The 17,081-nt window shown below is 58.8% G+C and carries 17 protein-coding genes; 12 read left to right on the forward strand and 5 right to left on the reverse strand.

The window, feature by feature from the left end; translation table 11 throughout:
- Positions 1-157: 157 nt before the first annotated feature.
- Positions 158-598 (reverse strand): RNA polymerase-binding protein DksA, encoded by a 441-nt coding sequence (dksA, locus tag GE543_RS26155; RefSeq protein WP_003317723.1) that lies wholly within the window; start codon positions 596-598, stop codon positions 158-160.
- Between the two features lie 347 nt (positions 599-945).
- Between dksA and GE543_RS26160 the strand changes: the two genes are divergently transcribed.
- Both GE543_RS26160 and sfsA read left to right on the forward strand, forming a co-directional pair.
- Entirely contained in the window at positions 946-2,118 is a 1,173-nt protein-coding gene (locus tag GE543_RS26160; protein ID WP_153222701.1) for a pyridoxal phosphate-dependent aminotransferase, read from the forward strand.
- Positions 2,118-2,831 carry a DNA/RNA nuclease SfsA gene (sfsA, locus tag GE543_RS26165; RefSeq protein WP_153222702.1) on the forward strand — a complete coding sequence of 238 codons (714 nt, stop codon included), beginning with the start codon at positions 2,118-2,120 and terminating at the stop codon, positions 2,829-2,831. The genes GE543_RS26160 and sfsA overlap by 1 nt, the downstream gene beginning before the upstream one ends.
- Positions 2,832-2,861: 30 nt before the next feature.
- Here the strand turns inward: sfsA and GE543_RS26170 are convergent, their stop codons facing one another.
- Positions 2,862-3,191: a Rieske (2Fe-2S) protein gene (locus GE543_RS26170; protein ID WP_153222703.1), complete on the reverse strand. Its 330-nt coding sequence runs from the start codon at positions 3,189-3,191 to the stop codon at positions 2,862-2,864.
- A gap of 240 nt (positions 3,192-3,431) precedes the next feature.
- Between GE543_RS26170 and deoC the strand changes: the two genes are divergently transcribed.
- Positions 3,432-4,217: a deoxyribose-phosphate aldolase gene (gene deoC, locus GE543_RS26175; protein WP_153222704.1), complete on the forward strand. Its 786-nt coding sequence runs from the start codon at positions 3,432-3,434 to the stop codon at positions 4,215-4,217.
- 356 nt (positions 4,218-4,573) lie between these two features.
- On the opposite strand, the gene GE543_RS26180 is transcribed toward deoC, so the two are convergent.
- Entirely contained in the window at positions 4,574-4,918 is a 345-nt protein-coding gene (locus GE543_RS26180) for a pentapeptide repeat-containing protein (RefSeq protein WP_003371360.1), read from the reverse strand.
- A gap of 100 nt (positions 4,919-5,018) precedes the next feature.
- Entirely contained in the window at positions 5,019-6,557 is a 1,539-nt protein-coding gene (locus GE543_RS26185) for a bifunctional aminoglycoside phosphotransferase/ATP-binding protein (protein ID WP_046237136.1), read from the reverse strand.
- Positions 6,558-6,687: 130 nt separating this feature from the next.
- Here GE543_RS26185 and mrcB point away from each other — a divergent pair, with 130 nt between their 5' ends.
- Genes mrcB through GE543_RS26200 form a run of 3 tightly spaced genes read left to right on the forward strand, consistent with a single transcriptional unit; the run spans position 6,688 to position 10,099 of the window.
- Positions 6,688-9,009: a penicillin-binding protein 1B gene (gene mrcB / locus GE543_RS26190; protein WP_032697910.1), complete on the forward strand. Its 2,322-nt coding sequence runs from the start codon at positions 6,688-6,690 to the stop codon at positions 9,007-9,009.
- Between the two features lie 17 nt (positions 9,010-9,026).
- Entirely contained in the window at positions 9,027-9,770 is a 744-nt protein-coding gene (locus GE543_RS26195) for a tetratricopeptide repeat protein (protein WP_371927274.1), read from the forward strand.
- Positions 9,770-10,099: a YqcC family protein gene (locus GE543_RS26200; RefSeq protein WP_003392631.1), complete on the forward strand. Its 330-nt coding sequence runs from the start codon at positions 9,770-9,772 to the stop codon at positions 10,097-10,099. Before GE543_RS26195 ends, GE543_RS26200 begins: the two co-directional genes overlap by 1 nt.
- 11 nt (positions 10,100-10,110) lie before the next feature.
- Here the strand turns inward: GE543_RS26200 and GE543_RS26205 are convergent, their stop codons facing one another.
- Complete coding sequence (locus tag GE543_RS26205; protein WP_024650199.1) at positions 10,111-10,527, reverse strand: DUF4124 domain-containing protein; 417 nt, start codon at positions 10,525-10,527, stop codon at positions 10,111-10,113.
- Between the two features lie 397 nt (positions 10,528-10,924).
- Here GE543_RS26205 and GE543_RS26210 point away from each other — a divergent pair, with 397 nt between their 5' ends.
- The 6 genes from GE543_RS26210 to msrQ all read left to right on the forward strand — a co-directional run bounded on the left by GE543_RS26210 (position 10,925) and on the right by msrQ (position 16,914).
- The gene (locus GE543_RS26210) at positions 10,925-12,649 is read left to right on the forward strand and encodes an acetolactate synthase 3 large subunit (RefSeq protein ID WP_003317709.1); all 1,725 of its coding nucleotides are present in this window, start codon (positions 10,925-10,927) and stop codon (positions 12,647-12,649) included.
- Positions 12,650-12,651: 2 nt separating this feature from the next.
- Positions 12,652-13,143, forward strand: a complete 492-nt coding sequence (gene ilvN, locus GE543_RS26215) for an acetolactate synthase small subunit (RefSeq protein WP_002552075.1) — start codon at positions 12,652-12,654, stop codon at positions 13,141-13,143.
- A gap of 47 nt (positions 13,144-13,190) precedes the next feature.
- On the forward strand, positions 13,191-14,207 hold the full coding sequence (ilvC, locus tag GE543_RS26220; RefSeq protein WP_002552076.1) for a ketol-acid reductoisomerase: 1,017 nt from the start codon (positions 13,191-13,193) through the stop codon (positions 14,205-14,207).
- A 146-nt stretch (positions 14,208-14,353) separates the two neighbouring features.
- A complete protein-coding gene (pssA, locus tag GE543_RS26225) occupies positions 14,354-15,199 on the forward strand; it encodes a CDP-diacylglycerol--serine O-phosphatidyltransferase (protein ID WP_004410031.1) in 846 nt (281 codons plus the stop codon).
- A 69-nt stretch (positions 15,200-15,268) separates the two neighbouring features.
- Positions 15,269-16,282: a protein-methionine-sulfoxide reductase catalytic subunit MsrP gene (msrP, locus tag GE543_RS26230; RefSeq protein ID WP_004410035.1), complete on the forward strand. Its 1,014-nt coding sequence runs from the start codon at positions 15,269-15,271 to the stop codon at positions 16,280-16,282.
- Complete coding sequence (gene msrQ, locus GE543_RS26235) at positions 16,282-16,914, forward strand: protein-methionine-sulfoxide reductase heme-binding subunit MsrQ (RefSeq protein WP_004410038.1); 633 nt, start codon at positions 16,282-16,284, stop codon at positions 16,912-16,914. Before msrP ends, msrQ begins: the two co-directional genes overlap by 1 nt.
- Positions 16,915-17,081: the final 167 nt, after the last annotated feature.

Genomic DNA, 17,081 nt, shown 5'->3' on the forward strand with positions numbered 1-17,081 from the left:
CGTCGCAATTTGCGTCGTCAGTGCCATCGCGATCAAAGAGCGCTTGTGTGGCAGTCGCTATGGGCAGGACATGATGTTGCGTCGAATCGGATTCAGTTGGACTCTCAGGCACAAAAAAAGACGCCGAAGCGTCTTTTCAGTCAAAGGCGGCCCCAGGTCATTTACCGACCTGTTTTTCCTTGATTTCTGCAAGGGTCTTGCAGTCGACGCACTGGTCTGCAGTCGGGCGAGCTTCAAGACGGCGGATGCCGATCTCTACGCCGCAGGATTCGCACCAGCCATATTCCTCGTCCTTGATCAGTTGCAGCGTCTTGTCGATCTTCTTGATCAACTTGCGTTCGCGATCGCGGGCACGAAGTTCAAGGCTGAACTCTTCTTCCTGGCTGGCACGGTCGGCCGGGTCAGGGAAGTTGGCAGCTTCGTCCTTCATATGGTCTACCGTTCGGTCGACCTCTTGCATCAAGTCCTGCTTCCACTTGTTCAGGATCTTGGTGAAGTGCGCGCGCATCGGCTCGCCCATGTACTCTTCACCCTTCGTTTGCACGTAGGGCTCAAAGCCGCTGATTAGATGGTTCTGTTGCTTTTCTGGGGTGGGCATGTCTGGACCGCCTCTCACTCTTCTAATCTATTGCGCAGGATTGTTCCATCACCGACACCCGTCGGCCCTGCAGCTGCAAGCGGGCGAACTTACCAGATCAAATCGGAGTGCGCTACTCCCGGTTGTCGAGCATGACGACGCCGTCTTCTTATGGAGATGGCCATTTCGCATCCGACCTTCATCTAAATGAACTCTAGTCGCTGCGCACCGTCGTAGCTTTCTTTTATTCGGCACTCGGGGCCGGGTTTTTCAGCCTGCAAGCGTACCGTCGGGCGGGTGCTTGGGTAGAATCATGGCGCGCCGTGATGACAATCATGTTTTAACACCCTGCTCCTAAAGGAATATCCATGAGCCAGTCTTACAGTGCGCGCAGTCGCGCCATAGAACCTTTTCATGTCATGGCGCTGCTGGCGCGTGCCAATGAATTGCAGGCGGCGGGTCATGATGTGATTCACCTTGAAATCGGCGAGCCCGATTTCACCACTGCAGAGCCCATCATTAAGGCTGGCCAGGCGGCACTGGCAGATGGCAAGACGCGCTACACCGCCGCGCGCGGTCTGCCGCAGCTGCGTGAGGCCATTGCCGGTTTTTACGCTCAGCGTTACGGCGTCGACATTGATCCTCAGCGTATTCTGGTCACGCCGGGCGGTTCAGGCGCGTTGTTGCTGACCAGCAGTCTGCTGGTCGATCCCGGCAAGCACTGGTTGCTGGCCGACCCTGGCTACCCGTGCAATCGACACTTTTTGCGGTTGATAGAGGGCGAGGCGCAACTGGTGCCGGTAGGTGCGCAGGAGCGTTATCAACTGACCCCCGAGCTGGTGGCCACGCACTGGAACCAGAACAGTGTCGGCGCGCTGGTGGCATCGCCCGCCAACCCGACCGGCACTTTATTGAGTCGTGACGAACTGGCAGCCTTGTCTCAGGCATTGAAAGCCCGCAATGGCCATTTGGTGGTGGACGAGATCTATCACGGCCTGACCTACGGTGTGGACGCCAGCAGTGTGCTGGAAGTGGATAACGACGCTTTCGTCCTCAATAGCTTTTCAAAGTATTTCGGCATGACAGGGTGGCGTCTGGGCTGGCTGGTCGCGCCAGAGGATGCGGTGGCCGATCTGGAAAAGCTGGCCCAGAACCTCTACATCAGCGCGCCGAGCATGGCACAACATGCTGCGCTCGCCTGCTTTGAGCCGCAGACACTGGCCATACTCGAGCAACGGCGCGCCGAGTTCGGCCGCCGCCGGGACTTTCTGCTGCCAGCGCTGCGCGAACTGGGGTTCGGTATTGCCGTCGAGCCGGAAGGGGCCTTTTATTTATATGCCGATATCTCCGCGTTCGGCGGCGATGCCTTCGCCTTTTGCCGGCACTTTCTGGAAACCGAGCACGTCGCCTTTACACCGGGGCTGGACTTTGGCCGTTTCCAGGCCGGGCACCACGTGCGCTTTGCCTATACGCAAAGCCTGCCGCGCCTTGAACAGGCGGTCGAGCGAATCGCTCGCGGCTTGCGTAGCTGGGGCGTCTGATGCGTTTTTCTCCGCAGCTTGAGCAGGGGCGTCTGCTGGTGCGTTACAAGCGTTTTCTCGCTGATATCGAAACCGATAGCGGTGAGTTGCTGACCATTCACTGCCCTAACACCGGTTCGATGCTCAACTGCATGATGCCCGGCGGGCGCGTGTGGTTCAGTCGCTCGAATGACCCCAAGCGCAAACTGCCGGGCACTTGGGAAATCAGCGAAACCCCGCAGGGTCGCCTGGCCTGTATCAATACCGGACGGGCCAATACGCTGGTTGAAGAGGCCTTGCGCGCCGGGGTCATCAGCGAACTGACGGGTTTCACGGCGCTCAAGCGTGAGGTGGCCTACGGACAGGAAAAAAGCCGTGTGGACTTTCGTCTGGAGTACCCGGATGGCTACCTGTACCTGGAAGTGAAAAGTGTCACTTTGGGTTTCGACGGTTCCAGCGTGGCGGCATTCCCTGATGCGGTGACCCAGCGTGGCGCGCGTCATCTGCGCGAACTGGCGACGCTGGCGCGCGAAGGCGTACGCGCCGTGCTGTTGTATTGCGTCAATCTCACCGGTATCGACGCTGTGCGGCCTGCGCAGGAGATTGATCCTGCCTACGCGGCGGCGTTGTGTGAAGCCATTGATGCCGGTGTGCAAATTCTCGCCTACGGTGCGCAACTGACGTCGGAGGAGATTTTTATCGACCGGCGCCTGCAGGTGCACGGCCTGGATTGAGGCATCTGGCTACAGGCGGTTCAGACTCCGTCATGCCTCCAGATGCAGCGACACCCAGATGCCCTCGGCGTCTTCACGGCTTTTGATGACGGTCAAGGACTGGCCTTCGCAAGGCCCGGCAACGCATTCGCCATTCTCGATCAGAAACAACGCCCCATGCGTAGCGCACTGGATCAGGCTTGCACTGCTGTCCAGAAATTGATCGGGTTGCCATTCCAGCGGAACACCGCGATGCGGGCAGCGGTTTTTGTAGACGAACACCTCGCCCTGGCGGCGCACGGCGAACAGCGCATGTTCGCCCAGCGCGAAGCCTTTGCTGTGGGCTTCGGGCAGGTGGCTTGAAGTGCAAAGGAATATCAAGAAGCCTCCATTGGCCAGTTCTTCGGGGATGGTTTCAGGGTGCCAGTTTTCCGGGGCGGTGCCTGATCGGACAAGTCTGGCATTTTCTTCGGATTGATGCGCTGCGTTACGTTGAAGTCATTACAGGCTGCGTCGGTTCTTTCCTGTCTTTTTGTAGCCTTCGTCTCTAAGCACGTCACTCGTGCCTGTAAGCGTGGCAGCCGTATATCGTCCGCTCATGTCTTGCAGAGCGGAAACACTATGAAAGAGATGACAGCAGATGATGAGCGACTGGCGCGTCAGGTCATCGGGTTGCTTGAGCTGTTCGCCCTCAATACAGACGACACGGAGCAGCGCATTGTCGGCATCTGTCGGCGTGCCTGTACGCCTGTGGGACCGGTTGCAGCGGTCAGCGTCCAGCAACGTTTCGTGTGTCTGGCGCGCACCACGCTGGATCGCCTAAAGGCTCGTCATATCAAGGTCGTCGCGGTGGTCAATTTCCCTCATGGCAGCAGCAATGTTCAGTCAGTCATCGCCCAGGTACGCGCTGCGCTGATGGCTGGCGCGGATGAGATCGACGTCGTGTATCCCTTTCGCGCGCTGCTCGGCGGAGATCGGCAGCCCGGCCTGGCGATGATCTCGGCGTGTTCGGCATTGTGTGCGGGGCAGGTCAGGCTTACCGCGACCCTTGAAACCGGTGACTTGCGCGACTCGCAAATGATCCTCGATGCGTGCCGCGATGCGATTGTTTCGGGCGCTGACTTCATCAAGACCAGCACGGGCAAGGCCGCCACGCATGTCACGCCGCAGGCTGCACGGATCATGCTGGAGTCAATTGCGGACGTAGGCGGGCAAGTGGGGCTCAAGGTTGCAGGCGGGATCCGTACGTTCGACGAGGCGCGTGTTTACATGGCGCTCGTCCGCGCGCGATTTGGTCTGCAATGGATCAACGCCGGGCGTTTACGGTTGGGAGGATCGAGCTTGCTGGACGACTTGCTGGCAAGGCTCGGCCTGCTCGAGTCGCATGGTGGTGGCGATGGCTTTTGAATGATCGGCAGCGTTGCGCCAGGCAAAAAAAGACCCGGCAAAGAGCCGGGTCAAAAACCGTGATTAGCCTGATGAGGAGATAATCTGAAAGTCCGAACCAAGGTCTTTCAGGCTACCGTCCAGTCTCGCGACCGGATGTGATAATCATAACGATTCTCATTTGTAAGTCAACATTTCTTTTGGTGGCCCGGACGCCGGTGCCTGCGCCTGATTCGGCACGCATATTTGAGGGCTAAAAAGTGCTGAGTACAGCAAAGACCGGGTTGCGCATGCAAGAGAAGGGGGGCATGAAAAGAGTGCGACACATCGCCAGCCCGCTATGCATCGCGCATGCAGGCTGCAACGTTTTTGCGGTATCAGTGGGTACGGTAGCGCAGGCGCGTGCCGAAGTTCACCGACATCAGAATCTCGTCGGCTGACAGTTCAGCCGGAAAGAACACCCCTGAAATCTGTGCGTGAGCGATGCTCGCACCTTCCATCGGCGTATTGCGCAGGTCCAGACCACGAAGGTCGGCGGAGCGAAAGTAGGCGTCGGTGAAGTCGATATTGGCGGTGTCCAGCGCGCGCAGGTCCAGCCCCCTGAAGTCGCCCCCGACCATGTCGATGGTGCCAGTGCGTGGTTTCTCTTGATTGAAACCTTCGACGTCATCTTTGCGCAGCAGCATATAAAGCGGTGAGTCGATCTGTTTGGGGTGGCTCATGATGGCCTCCGACATGTCATTGCGTTGGAATTATGGCGCCAGTATATCGCCATCACTGTAAGGCCGTGAAGCATTAACCGCTCAACGGCCATGTGTCTCTTTACAGGCCCGGCAGGCGCTGACGCAGGTTGTCGATAAGGCTGTCCAGGTCGCTGCTGACGTTGGTTGCAACCTTCTTGCTGCGCAGGATTTCGTCGGCGCCGAGCGGCTCGCGACTGGCCTGCTGCGCCTCGATGACTTCCAGTGTCGCGTCGGAGGGGTCGTTGTTCTGTGCCTGACGCTGCGCAAGCCAGCCAGCGATCACTGCCTGTGGTGCTTCGCAATCCAGAATCAGGAACGGCACACCGGTGTTTTCCGCAATCTTTGCCGCCGCATCGCGCTGCTCGCGCTTCAGGTAGGTCGCATCGATTACCACCGAGAAGCCCGCTCGCAGGGTTGCGGAGGCCAGCTCATGCAGGCGTGCATACGTTGTGCTGCTGGCTTGTGCGTCGTACAGATCCTGATTCTGGCCGGCAAACAGGCGCTTGCGCTCTACGTCCGAGCGCAGGCGGATGGCGCCCAGCGATTCCACCAGGCGCATTGCTACGTGGCTTTTGCCGACGGCAGAGACACCGTGGGTAATCGTCAGAAACGGCGAAGGGATGGCGCTGTAGCTCTCGGCCAGATTGGCATAGTTGCGGTACTGACGAAGTGTCGCCGCGCGCTGCAAACCGTCGGCATTGGCCGGCTGGGTGAACAGTGCCACCTTGGCGCGGACCATTGCGCGGTAGGCCTTATAGAAGTTCAACAGCTCAAGGCCTGCGTAGTCGCCGGTGACTTCCAGGTACTGACTGATCAAACGCCGCGACAGCGACTTCAGGCCACGGTCTTCAAGGTCCATTGCCAGAAAGCCGATGTCGGCGTAGACGTCGGTTTTGCGGAACGGCTCGTTGAACTCGATGCAGTCGAACAGCACGACCTTGCCGTCAATCACTGTCGCGTTGCCCAGATGGATGTCGCCATGGCATTCACGGATGAACCCGTCGGCCTTGCGATGAGCCAGCAGCGGCTTGAGTCGCGCAAAGCTCGACTCTGCCCAGGCCTGCAGGGCATCAAGCTGTGCCAGGTCGGATTTTTCGCTGAGCAGCGGGCGAATCTGCTCGAAATTCTGTACCACCGGGGCCATTACGCTGTCAGGCGAGCCGAGTTCGCTTTCGGCCCCGACTTGTGGCGAGCTCAGGTGAAAATTAGCGATCTGGTTGGCCAGTTCGTCGATGTGCGCAGTCGTCACTTCACCGTTGGCCTGCAGCGTGCTCAGCAGGCCATTCTGCGAGAACTGCTTCATCTTCAGCGCGTATTCGATGGCTTCGCCGTCGCCGCCCAGTTGTGGCGCGTCCTCTGTGCCAGTGATCGGCAGGACTTCGATGTAGAGGTCGTCGGTCAGACGCTGATTCAGGCGCAACTCTTCTTCGCAGAAATGCTTGCGCAGGGCCAGCGTGGTGAAATCCAGAAAGCCGAAGTTCATCGGCTTTTTGAATTTGTAGGCATACGGACCCGTCAGCAGCACCCAGGAAATGTGCGTTTCGATGACCTGGAAACTCTCCACCGGATGCGGGAAGAGGGCAGGGTTCTGCAGGGCAGCAATCAAAGACTGGCTCACGGTCGATCCTTCAGGAATGTGTTCAAAATGTAAGTACACGATGCCGCCATTATGGCCGCTTGGCGCGAGGCTGCAAACCGCTGACTCGGGCGTCTGTCGATCCTCGGTAAAGTGCGTATAATCAGCGCCCATGACTCGATCCCGCACCTCTCGTTCTGCAAAAAAACAACCTCCCCGCAGCCTTAACAAGTGGCTGGGCTGGGCGTTGAAGCTCGGTATTGTCGGCCTGGTTCTGCTCGGCGGCCTGGCCATTTACCTCGATGCAATCGTCCAGGAAAAATTCTCCGGCAAGCGCTGGACCATCCCGGCCAAGGTCTATGCACGGCCGCTGGAGCTGTTCGTCGGACAGAAGCTGAGCCGCGATGACTTTCTCATCGAACTGGACGCCCTGGGCTATCGCCGCGAAAGCGTGGCGAATGGTCCCGGTGCCGCAGCGGTGAACGGCAATACCGTCGACCTCAACACGCGTGGTTTTCAGTTCTACGAAGGTACTGACGCAGCGCAACAGGTGCGCGTGCGCTTTTCCGGTGACTACGTAGCCGACCTGTCTTCGGGCAATGGTGCCAAGCTTGCGGTGGCACGGCTTGAGCCGTTGCTGATCGGCGGCCTGTACCCGAAGAATCTGGAAGACCGGATCCTGATCAAGCTGGATCAGGCGCCGCCCTATCTGCTCGACGGGTTGGTAGCGGTCGAGGACCGGGATTTCTATCATCACTTCGGCGTGTCGCCCAAGTCCATTGCCCGGGCGATCTGGGTCAATACCTCGCAGGGGCAGATGCGTCAGGGCGGCAGTACGCTGACCCAGCAGTTGGTCAAGAACTTCTACCTGACCAACGAACGCAGCCTGACCCGTAAACTGACCGAAGCCATGATGGCCATTTTGCTGGAGATCCATTACAGCAAGCAGGAAATCCTCGAGGCCTATCTCAACGAAGTGTTTGTCGGTCAGGACGGCCAGCGAGCCGTTCACGGGTTTGGTCTGGCCAGTCAGTATTTCTTCAGCCAGCCGCTGTCCGAACTGAAAATCCATCAGGTGGCGATGCTGGTCGGTCTGGTCAAAGGGCCGTCTTTCTATAATCCGCGGCGCAATCCGGAGCGTGCTCTGGAGCGTCGTAATCTGGTGCTTGATCTGTTCGAGCAGCAGGGCGTCGCCACGCCGGAAGTGGTTGCCGCTGCGAAGAAAATGCCACTGGGTGTGACCAAGACCGGGACCCTCGCCGACAGCTCGTTCCCGGCGTTCCTCGATCTGGTCAAGCGTCAGCTGCGCGAAGACTATCGCGACGAAGACTTGACCGAAGAAGGGCTGCGGATCTTTACCAGCTTCGATCCGATCCTGCAGATGAAGTCCCAGGCTGCCATGGACGATACGTTCAAGAAACTCGCCGGGCGCAAGGGCTCTGATGAAGTGGAGTCGGCCATGGTTGTCACCAACCCGGAAACCGGCGAAGTGCAGGCGTTGATCGGTGGGCGTGAGGCCGGGTTCTCGGGCTTCAACCGGGCGATCGACGCAGTACGGCCGATCGGCTCGCTGGTCAAGCCGGCTATCTACCTGACGGCACTCGAGCGGCCAAGCCAGTACACCTTGACCAGCTGGATCGCCGACGAACTGTTTCAGGTCAAAGGCGCCGATGGCCAGATCTGGAAACCGCAGAACTACGATCGCAAGTCACACGGCAATATCTTCCTGTATCAGGGGCTGGCGCATTCTTACAACCTGTCGACCGCCAAGCTGGGTCTTGAGCTGGGCATTCCAAGCGTGTTCAAGACGCTGGCCAAACTGGGTGTGACGCGCGAATGGCCTGCCTATCCGTCGATGCTGCTGGGTGCGGGTGGCTTGAGTCCGATGGAAGTGGCCACCATGTATCAGACCATCGCCAGCGGCGGGTTCAATACGCCGATGCGTGGTATTCGCAGCGTGCTCACCGCTGAAGGCGAGCCGCTCAAGCGTTATCCGTTCCAGATTGAACAGCGCTTCGATCCGGGTGCCATATACCTGGTACAGAATGCGATGCAGCGGGTCATGCGCGAAGGTACAGGCAAATCTGTTTACAACGTGTTGCCGAGCTCGTTGAATCTGGCGGGCAAGACCGGCACCAGTAACGACTCGCGCGACAGCTGGTTTGCCGGGTTCAGCCAGGACCTGCTGGCCGTGGTGTGGATGGGCCGCGACGACAACGGCAAGACACCGTTTACCGGTGCCACCGGTGCCCTGCAGGTCTGGACCAGTTTCATGCGCAAGGCCGGTCCGCTGCCGCTGGACATGGCGATGCCGGACAACGTCGTTCAGGCGTGGGTCGATGCGCAGACCGGCCAGGGTTCGGATGCAAGCTGCCCGAATGCCGTGCAGATGCCGTATATTCGCGGCAGTGAGCCCCAGCCTGGCGCGACATGCGGCGGCGCTCCGGCACCTGCCACTGAGGTGATGGACTGGGTCAAGGGTTGGTTGAACTAGGCAATCGAGGTTTTGAAGTGAATAAATGGTGGATTCCAGCTTTAACGGCACTGGCCTTGCTGAACGGCTGCGCCAGTGTGGAACGCGGCTCGATTCCGGTCGTGGATTCGAGCTCCAAGGTGTCCAACGGCGAACGTGCGGCAGCTTCGCGTAACGGTACTTACCGCACCAACACCGCTCCGGTGCAGCAGCAACCGCAAGCTGTACCGCAGGACTCGGGCGTGGTGGTGATGGTACCGGGCGTGGGTGGCGCTGATGCAGGACAGAGCTACTCTGCGCCCGCCAGTCAGGCACCGTTCAGTGTCAACACTCCGCCTGTCGATGCGGCCCCGGTCAATCAGGCCCCGGTCAGTCAGGCTCCTGTGAACAACAGTTACAGCATGCCGGCTGCCTCTGCCCCGACCGGAATCCCGTCCAGCGGTGGCGGTCTGTCGGAGGACGAGCAGCTTGACGGGCCGGTACTGGCATTGCTGACCACCGCACAGCAACAGCAGACCAGCGGCGACCTCAACGGCGCGTCGTCCAGTCTCGAGCGTGCGCAGCGGGTTGCACCGCGCGAGCCGCAAGTGCTTTATCGTCTGGCTCAGGTGCGTCTGGCTCAGGGCGATGCGGCTCAGGCCGAGCAACTGGCACGTCGTGGTCTGACTTACGCCAACGGGCGCACCAGCCTTCAGGCCAGCCTGTGGGGATTGATCGCTCAGTCACGCGAAAAGCAAGGTGATGCGGCCGGTGCTGCCCTGGCTCGTCAAAAGGCTCGCTGATGGACGGACGTTTGCCTGAGGTTGCCGAGCAACTGTTGTTGATAGAGCGCGAGTTGCGCTTGCTGGGTTGGTGGGATGCGACACCGCCCAGCGAGCAGGCGCTCGCCAGTCAGGAACCGTTCAGCGTCGATACCCTGGAGTTCGCCCAGTGGCTGCAATGGATTTTCCTGCCGCGGATGAAGGTCATCCTTGAGCGCGACCTGCCATTACCCAATGCGTCCGGCATTCTGGAAATGGCCGAGATGGTCTATGCCGGGTGCATGAGTGAAACCCGGCAACTGCAAGCGCATCTGGCGCGGTTCGACCAGCTGATTACAGCAGCGCGCTGATCGGCGCGCTTCTAGCGGCAGTATTCGCTGATAGCCCTGTTGGTTTCTTCGATACGCGTCTTGCGGTTCTCATCCGTAAGGCGCCTCGACTCCCCTCCAACCTGCTCGCGCACGCGTGGATTGTTCTGCAACTGCGCGAGATTGGTGCGCAAGGTTTCGCAATTTTCCGCGCGCTTGGCTTCCTGAGCCTTCACCTGGCTTTTGACTTTCTGGTCAATCTCGCGTTGCTGCGCAGCCCCATCGTCCGCGGGCATGCCCGGCGCGGCAGCGGGTGGCGGTGTCTGCACATTGATTTCCTGCACCGGCTGGCCAGTGGGCGGCTGGGCATCAAAGTGCGTCACGCCCTGGGCATCCACCCACTTGTAGATCGAAGCGGCCTGGCTGGTTGCGCTGATGGCCAGCGCGGCGGCGAGAATCATCCAATGCATGTCGGGTCCTTGAAAGTCTGTGCATGCAGAAAGCTACCATAACAGTGCATTTCAGTCCGAAACGGTGCGATTTCACCTGTCGGGTGTCAAGAAAGCGCACGGATCGCTTGACTTGAAGGGGGGGAATCACAACAATCCAAAGTTCGCTGTAGAAGGACTGCCAGAAGCAGACCCTCTCGGTAGATCATGAGGCGCACACCCGCGCCGACCTGTAACACCCGCAACGCGTTACCTCGCGCTGGGTGGGAATGTTCCGCAACACTCAGGGACCTCCCAATACTTGCTCAGTCAGTGCTGACGTAGTCGGCGACCACCGTCGCTCATGCTCTGCTGGCAGTAAACCTATTAAGACCCGTCCCGGAGTGGGCGGTATTCTGGCGTTTTAGAGGTGAACAACGTGGAGCTTTTATCTGGCGCTGAAATGGTCGTCCGCTTTTTGCGTGACGAAGGCGTTGAGCATATCTATGGGTACCCCGGTGGTGCCCTCCTGCATGTCTACGATGCCCTGTTCAAAGAACCGGCGGTGAGCCACATCCTTGTTCGCCACGAGCAGGCTGCCACGCACATGGCCGATGGTTATGCGCGGGCTACCGGCAAGGCGGGCGTGGTGCTGGTGACCTCGGGTCCTGGGGCAACCAATGCCATTACCGGTATCGCCACGGCGTACATGGACTCCATTCCGATGGTGGTCCTCTCCGGTCAGGTAGCCAGTACGCTGGTGGGCACCGACGCGTTCCAGGAGACCGACATGATCGGTATCTCCCGGCCGATCGTGAAGCACAGCTTCATGATCAAGCACCCGTCGGAAATCCCGGAAATCCTGAAAAAGGCTTTCTACCTGGCGCAGTCCGGTCGTCCGGGACCGGTGGTCGTCGATATTCCGAAGGACATGACCAACCCGGCTGAAAAATTCGAATACGTCTTCCCGAAAAAAGCCAAGCTGCGCTCCTACAGCCCGGCGGTTCGTGGCCATTCCGGTCAGATCCGCAAGGCCGTCGAGATGCTGCTGGCTGCCAAGCGCCCGATCGTCTACGCCGGTGGCGGGGTGATCATGGGCAATGCTTCGGCGCAATTGACCGAACTGGCGCAACTGCTCGATGCACCGGTAACCAACACCCTGATGGGGCTTGGTTGCTATCCGGGCACGGATCGGCAGTTCGTCGGCATGCTCGGGATGCACGGCAGCTACACCGCCAACCTCGCGATGCACCACACCGATGTGATCCTGGCCGTCGGCGCGCGCTTCGATGACCGTGTCATCAACGGCGCCAGCAAGTTCTGCCCGAACGCCAAGATTATCCACATCGATATCGACCCGGCTTCGATCTCCAAGACCATCAAGGCCGATGTGCCTATCGTCGGTCCTGTCGAAAGCGTGCTGACCGAAATGGTCGCCACCTTGAAAGAGATCGGCGAGACACCCGACAAGGCATCGGTTGCCGCGTGGTGGAAGCAGATTGACGAGTGGCGCGGTACGGGTGATCTGTTCCCGTACAACCGTGGCGATGGCACGGTCATCAAGCCGCAGGCCGTTATCGAAACGCTGTGCGAAGTCACCAAGGGCGACGCTTATGTCACCTCGGATGTCGGTCAGCATCAGATGTTCGCTGCGCAGTACTACCGCTTCAACAAGCCGAACCGCTGGATCAACTCGGGCGGTCTGGGCACCATGGGCTTCGGCTTCCCGGCTGCGATGGGCGTCAAGCTGAACTTTCCGGATGCGCATGTCGCCTGTGTGACCGGTGAAGGCAGCATCCAGATGAACATCCAGGAACTGTCGACCTGCCTGCAGTACGGTCTGCCGGTGAAGATCATTCTGCTCAACAACGGTGTGCTGGGCATGGTCCGCCAGTGGCAGGACATGAGCTACGGCGCGCGTCACTCGCACTCCTACATGGAGTCGCTGCCTGATTTCGTCAAGCTGGTCGAGGCTTATGGCCACGTCGGCATGCGTGTCACGGACCTGAAGGATCTGAAGCCGAAGATGGAAGAAGCCTTTGCCATGACTGACCGGCTGGTGTTCATGGATATTCAGGTCGATGTGACCGAGCACGTCTATCCGATGCAGATCAAGGACGGCTCCATGCGCGATATGTGGTTGAGCAAGACGGAGCGGACATAATCATGCGCCATATCATTTCCCTGCTGCTGGAAAACGAACCGGGTGCACTGTCGCGCGTCGTTGGTCTGTTCTCCCAGCGTAATTACAACATCGAAAGCCTGACGGTTGCGCCGACCGAAGACCCGACCCTGTCGCGTCTGACGCTCACCACCGTAGGTCATGATGAGGTGATCGAGCAGATCACCAAGAACCTCAACAAGCTCATCGAAGTGGTCAAGCTGGTCGACCTTTCGGAAAGCGCTCACATCGAGCGCGAACTGATGCTGGTCAAGGTCAAGGCCACCGGCGCGCAGCGTGCCGAGATCAAGCGCACCACGGATATTTTCCGCGGGCAGATCGTCGACGTGACCGCCAGCGTTTACACCGTGCAACTGAGCGGCACGAGCGACAAACTGGACAGCTTCATTCAGGCCATCGGCACCGCCGCTATCCTGGAAACAGTACGCAGTGGCGTAACGGGCATTGCCCGTGGCGACAAAGTGCTGAGCATTTAAATCAATTAAGCAAATGGCCTGCGTGGCCAAGATAACAGGGGATTTCCATGAAAGTTTTCTACGACAAAGACTGTGACCTTTCGATCATCCAGGGCAAGAAAGTCGCCATCATCGGTTACGGTTCGCAAGGTCACGCCCAGGCGTGCAACCTGAAAGACTCCGGCGTTGATGTCACTGTCGGCCTGCGTAAAGGTTCGGCCACTGTCGCCAAGGCCGAGGCTCATGGCCTGAAAGTGACCGACGTCGCTTCTGCCGTTGCTGCTGCCGACCTGGTCATGATCCTGACCCCGGACGAGTTCCAGTCCCAGCTGTACAAGAACGAAGTCGAGCCGAACCTGAAAAAGGGCGCAACACTGGCGTTCTCCCACGGCTTCGCGATTCACTACAACCAGGTCGTGCCGCGCGCTGACCTCGACGTGATCATGATCGCGCCGAAGGCCCCGGGCCATACCGTGCGTACCGAGTTCGTCAAGGGCGGCGGTATCCCTGATCTGATCGCGGTTTATCAGGATGCTTCCGGCAACGCCAAGAACGTTGCCCTGTCCTACGCTTCGGGCGTTGGCGGCGGCCGTACCGGCATCATCGAAACCACCTTCAAGGACGAGACTGAAACCGACCTGTTCGGCGAGCAGGCTGTTCTGTGCGGCGGTACTGTCGAGCTGGTCAAGGCTGGTTTCGAAACGCTGGTTGAAGCTGGCTACGCGCCGGAAATGGCTTACTTCGAGTGCCTGCACGAGCTGAAGCTGATCGTTGACCTCATGTACGAAGGCGGTATCGCCAACATGAACTACTCGATCTCCAACAACGCCGAATACGGCGAATACGTCACCGGCCCTGAAGTCATCAACGCCGAATCCCGTCAGGCCATGCGCAACGCTCTGAAGCGCATCCAGGACGGCGAGTACGCGAAGATGTTCATCAGCGAAGGTGCCACCGGCTACCCGTCGATGACTGCCAAGCGTCGTAACAACGCTGCGCACGGCATCGAAATCATCGGTGAAAAACTGCGCTCGATGATGCCTTGGATCGCGGCGAACAAAATCGTCGACAAAGACAAGAACTAAGCATTCAGCTTCACAAAAAAACGCGGCCAATCGGTCGCGTTTTTTCGTTATGGGTCAGGCTCTGGTATAAAGCTGCAATTGTTTGCAGGCGAACCCTCGCTGCAGACCTGTGTCGAACCTTTTCATACCGCTGCAAGGTAATCTCCATGAGCGAACGTCCTGAAGAGCCCATCAAGGCCTCTGACGCTGAAAGTCTGCTACCGATCGATGAACATGTAGAAGAAGGGCATGACGCCGAAGGCCGGCAAGTCCGGCATCGGGGTATCTACCTGCTTCCCAACCTGTTTACCACGGCGAATCTGTTCGCGGGTTTCTACTCCATCATCAGCTCCATGAGTGCACAAAGCGCGATGAGTGCAGGTGATACCGTTGGTGCGAGCAAGTATTTCGCCTTCGCTGCGATTGCGATCTTCGTGGCCATGGTGCTCGACGGCCTGGATGGTCGTGTGGCGCGCATGACCAATACGCAAAGCGCGTTTGGCGCCGAGTATGATTCGCTGTCCGACATGGTCGCCTTCGGTGTGGCCCCGGCTTTGCTGGCATTCGGCTGGGCCTTGGGCGACATGGGCAAGGTCGGCTGGATGGTCGCCTTCATCTATGTAGCCGGCGCTGCACTGCGTCTGGCGCGCTTCAATACTCAGGTCGGCAAGGCTGACAAGCGCTACTTCATCGGCCTGGCCAGTCCGGCAGCAGCAGGTGTAGTGGCCGGCACGGTCTGGGCGTTCAGCGATTTCGGGATTCAGGGCTCCAAGCTGTCGTTTCTCGTTGCGTTGTTGGTTGCAGCCGCCGGTATGCTGATGGTCAGTAACATCAAGTACAACAGCTTCAAGGAGCTGGACTTGAAGGGGCGCGTGCCTTTCGTTGCGATTCTGGCGGTAGTATTGGTGTTTGCTGTCGTATTTAGCGACCCGCCGCGCATTTTGCTGCTGATATTCCTCGCCTACGCTCTGTCCGGACCGATTCAGTATCTATTACGTCGCCGCAAGGCCTAGTCAATGATCTAATTTCCACCATACTCCGTAGTCTATTGGTGCATCAGTTCCTTGGTCTGCGGAGTCATCATGTTAATCAAACTTCCTTCTGCGTCCGACTCCAAAGAGTCGGACGTCACGCCTGAATCCATTTATCTCTCGCGACGCACATTGCTCGCCAGCTCGCTTGCAGGTCTTGCCGTCACAGCAATGCCGCGCTGGGCCGGTGCCGCCGATGCTTCGCGGTATGCCGATGTGGAGCCTGGTAAAGCGCCGGGCTGGTTCGCGGACAAACTGCCTGCCACGAAATGGCAGGCGGTCAACGTCAAGGACGAGGCGATCACGCCGTTCAAGGACGCGACCCATTACAACAACTTCTATGAGTTCGGTACGGACAAGGGCGATCCCGCGAAGAATGCCGGTTCTCTGCAGACCGAGCCATGGAGCGTCGTGATCGATGGTGAAGTCGGCAAGCCTGGCCGCTATGCGCTCGAAGACTTCATGAAGCCTTACCAGCTGGAAGAGCGGATCTACCGGTTGCGTTGCGTCGAAGCCTGGTCGATGGTCATTCCGTGGATCGGCTTTCCGATCTCGGCGTTGCTCAAGCAGGTAGAGCCGACCTCCAAAGCCAAGTACATCCGTTTCGAAACGCTGGAGGATCCCAAGTCCATGCCGGGTCAGCGCTCCGATTTCGCACTGATCGACTGGCCTTATGTAGAAGGACTGCGTCTGGACGAAGCGATGAACCCTCTGGCGATTCTGGCGGTAGGCATGTACGGGCGGGAGCTGCCTAACCAGAATGGCGCACCGTTACGCCTGGTGGTGCCATGGAAATATGGTTTCAAGAGTGTGAAGTCCATCGTGCGTATCAGTCTGGTCAGTGAACAGCCGAAGACCACCTGGCAAAGCATTGCGGCAAACGAGTATGGCTTCTATGCCAACGTCAACCCGACTGTCGATCACCCGCGCTGGACGCAAGCCCGCGAGCGCCGCTTGCCGAGCGGTCTGTTCAGCCCGAATCTGCGCGACACGAAGATGTTCAATGGCTATGAGGAAGAGGTGGGTGCCTTGTACGCCGGTATGGATTTGCGGAAGGACTATTGATGCGATATCCGTTTTTGCGTCTGGCTGTATTTCTTGCCGCTTGCATTGCGCCTGTGTGGTGGTTGTACCAGGCATGGATCTTTGCGCTCGGGCCTGATCCCGGCAAGGTCCTTGTGGAAAACTTCGGAGTGGCGACGCTGGTCATGCTGCTGATCACGCTCTCCATGACACCGTTGCAGCGCCTTACCGGTTGGTCCGGATGGATTGTGGTGCGTCGCCAGCTGGGCCTGTGGTGTTTTGCCTATGCGATGCTCCACCTGACCATGTATGCGCTGTTCATTCTGGGGCTGGATTGGGGGCAGTTGGGTGTCGAGCTGGTCAAGCGTCCTTATATCATCGTCGGTGCGCTGGCGTTGCTGGGGTTGCTTGCGCTGGCGGTGACTTCCAACCGTTATAGTCAGCGCCGTCTGGGAGCACGCTGGAAAAAGCTGCATAGGATCATCTATGTGATTCTGGGGCTGGGTTTGCTGCATATGTTCTGGATCGTGCGGGCTGACCTTAAAGAGTGGGCGCTGTATGCGGGGATAGGTGCATTCCTGTTACTGCTGCGGATTCCCGTGTTTGCTCGGCGAATCCCACGTCTGGGCGGCGCTGCGAAGGCCGGATCGGTAAAAGTTCAAAATAACGGTTGACGCCCTCTGTCAGGTGTCTATAATTCGCCCCACTTCCGGCGCAGACGGAAACGAAAAAGCCTTGTAGATCAATAGTTTGCAAGGTTTTAGAGTGAGAAGTCAGCGAGGAAGGAGGTCGGGTCTGGATTGATCGACGGCGGTGAGGAAAAAGAGTTTGACACGCGGTT

This window comes from Pseudomonas sp. SZ57 (assembly GCF_009495975.1).
Taxonomy (GTDB): domain Bacteria; phylum Pseudomonadota; class Gammaproteobacteria; order Pseudomonadales; family Pseudomonadaceae; genus Aquipseudomonas; species Aquipseudomonas syringae.

Bases quoted from the DNA above. Each gene is read 5' to 3' on its own strand.
- ilvC (WP_002552076.1), top strand. From the start codon at position 13,191: ATGAAAGTTTTCTACGACAAAGACTGTGACCTTTCGATCATCCAGGGC.
- msrQ (WP_004410038.1), top strand. From the start codon at position 16,282: ATGCGATATCCGTTTTTGCGTCTGGCTGTATTTCTTGCCGCTTGCATT.
- ilvN (WP_002552075.1), top strand. From the start codon at position 12,652: ATGCGCCATATCATTTCCCTGCTGCTGGAAAACGAACCGGGTGCACTG.
- pssA (WP_004410031.1), top strand. From the start codon at position 14,354: ATGAGCGAACGTCCTGAAGAGCCCATCAAGGCCTCTGACGCTGAAAGT.
- GE543_RS26160 (WP_153222701.1), top strand. From the start codon at position 946: ATGAGCCAGTCTTACAGTGCGCGCAGTCGCGCCATAGAACCTTTTCAT.
- GE543_RS26180 (WP_003371360.1), bottom strand. From the start codon at position 4,918: ATGAGCCACCCCAAACAGATCGACTCACCGCTTTATATGCTGCTGCGC.
- sfsA (WP_153222702.1), top strand. From the start codon at position 2,118: ATGCGTTTTTCTCCGCAGCTTGAGCAGGGGCGTCTGCTGGTGCGTTAC.
- dksA (WP_003317723.1), bottom strand. From the start codon at position 598: ATGCCCACCCCAGAAAAGCAACAGAACCATCTAATCAGCGGCTTTGAG.
- mrcB (WP_032697910.1), top strand. From the start codon at position 6,688: ATGACTCGATCCCGCACCTCTCGTTCTGCAAAAAAACAACCTCCCCGC.
- msrP (WP_004410035.1), top strand. From the start codon at position 15,269: ATGTTAATCAAACTTCCTTCTGCGTCCGACTCCAAAGAGTCGGACGTC.
- GE543_RS26200 (WP_003392631.1), top strand. From the start codon at position 9,770: ATGGACGGACGTTTGCCTGAGGTTGCCGAGCAACTGTTGTTGATAGAG.
- GE543_RS26205 (WP_024650199.1), bottom strand. From the start codon at position 10,527: ATGCATTGGATGATTCTCGCCGCCGCGCTGGCCATCAGCGCAACCAGC.
- deoC (WP_153222704.1), top strand. From the start codon at position 3,432: ATGAAAGAGATGACAGCAGATGATGAGCGACTGGCGCGTCAGGTCATC.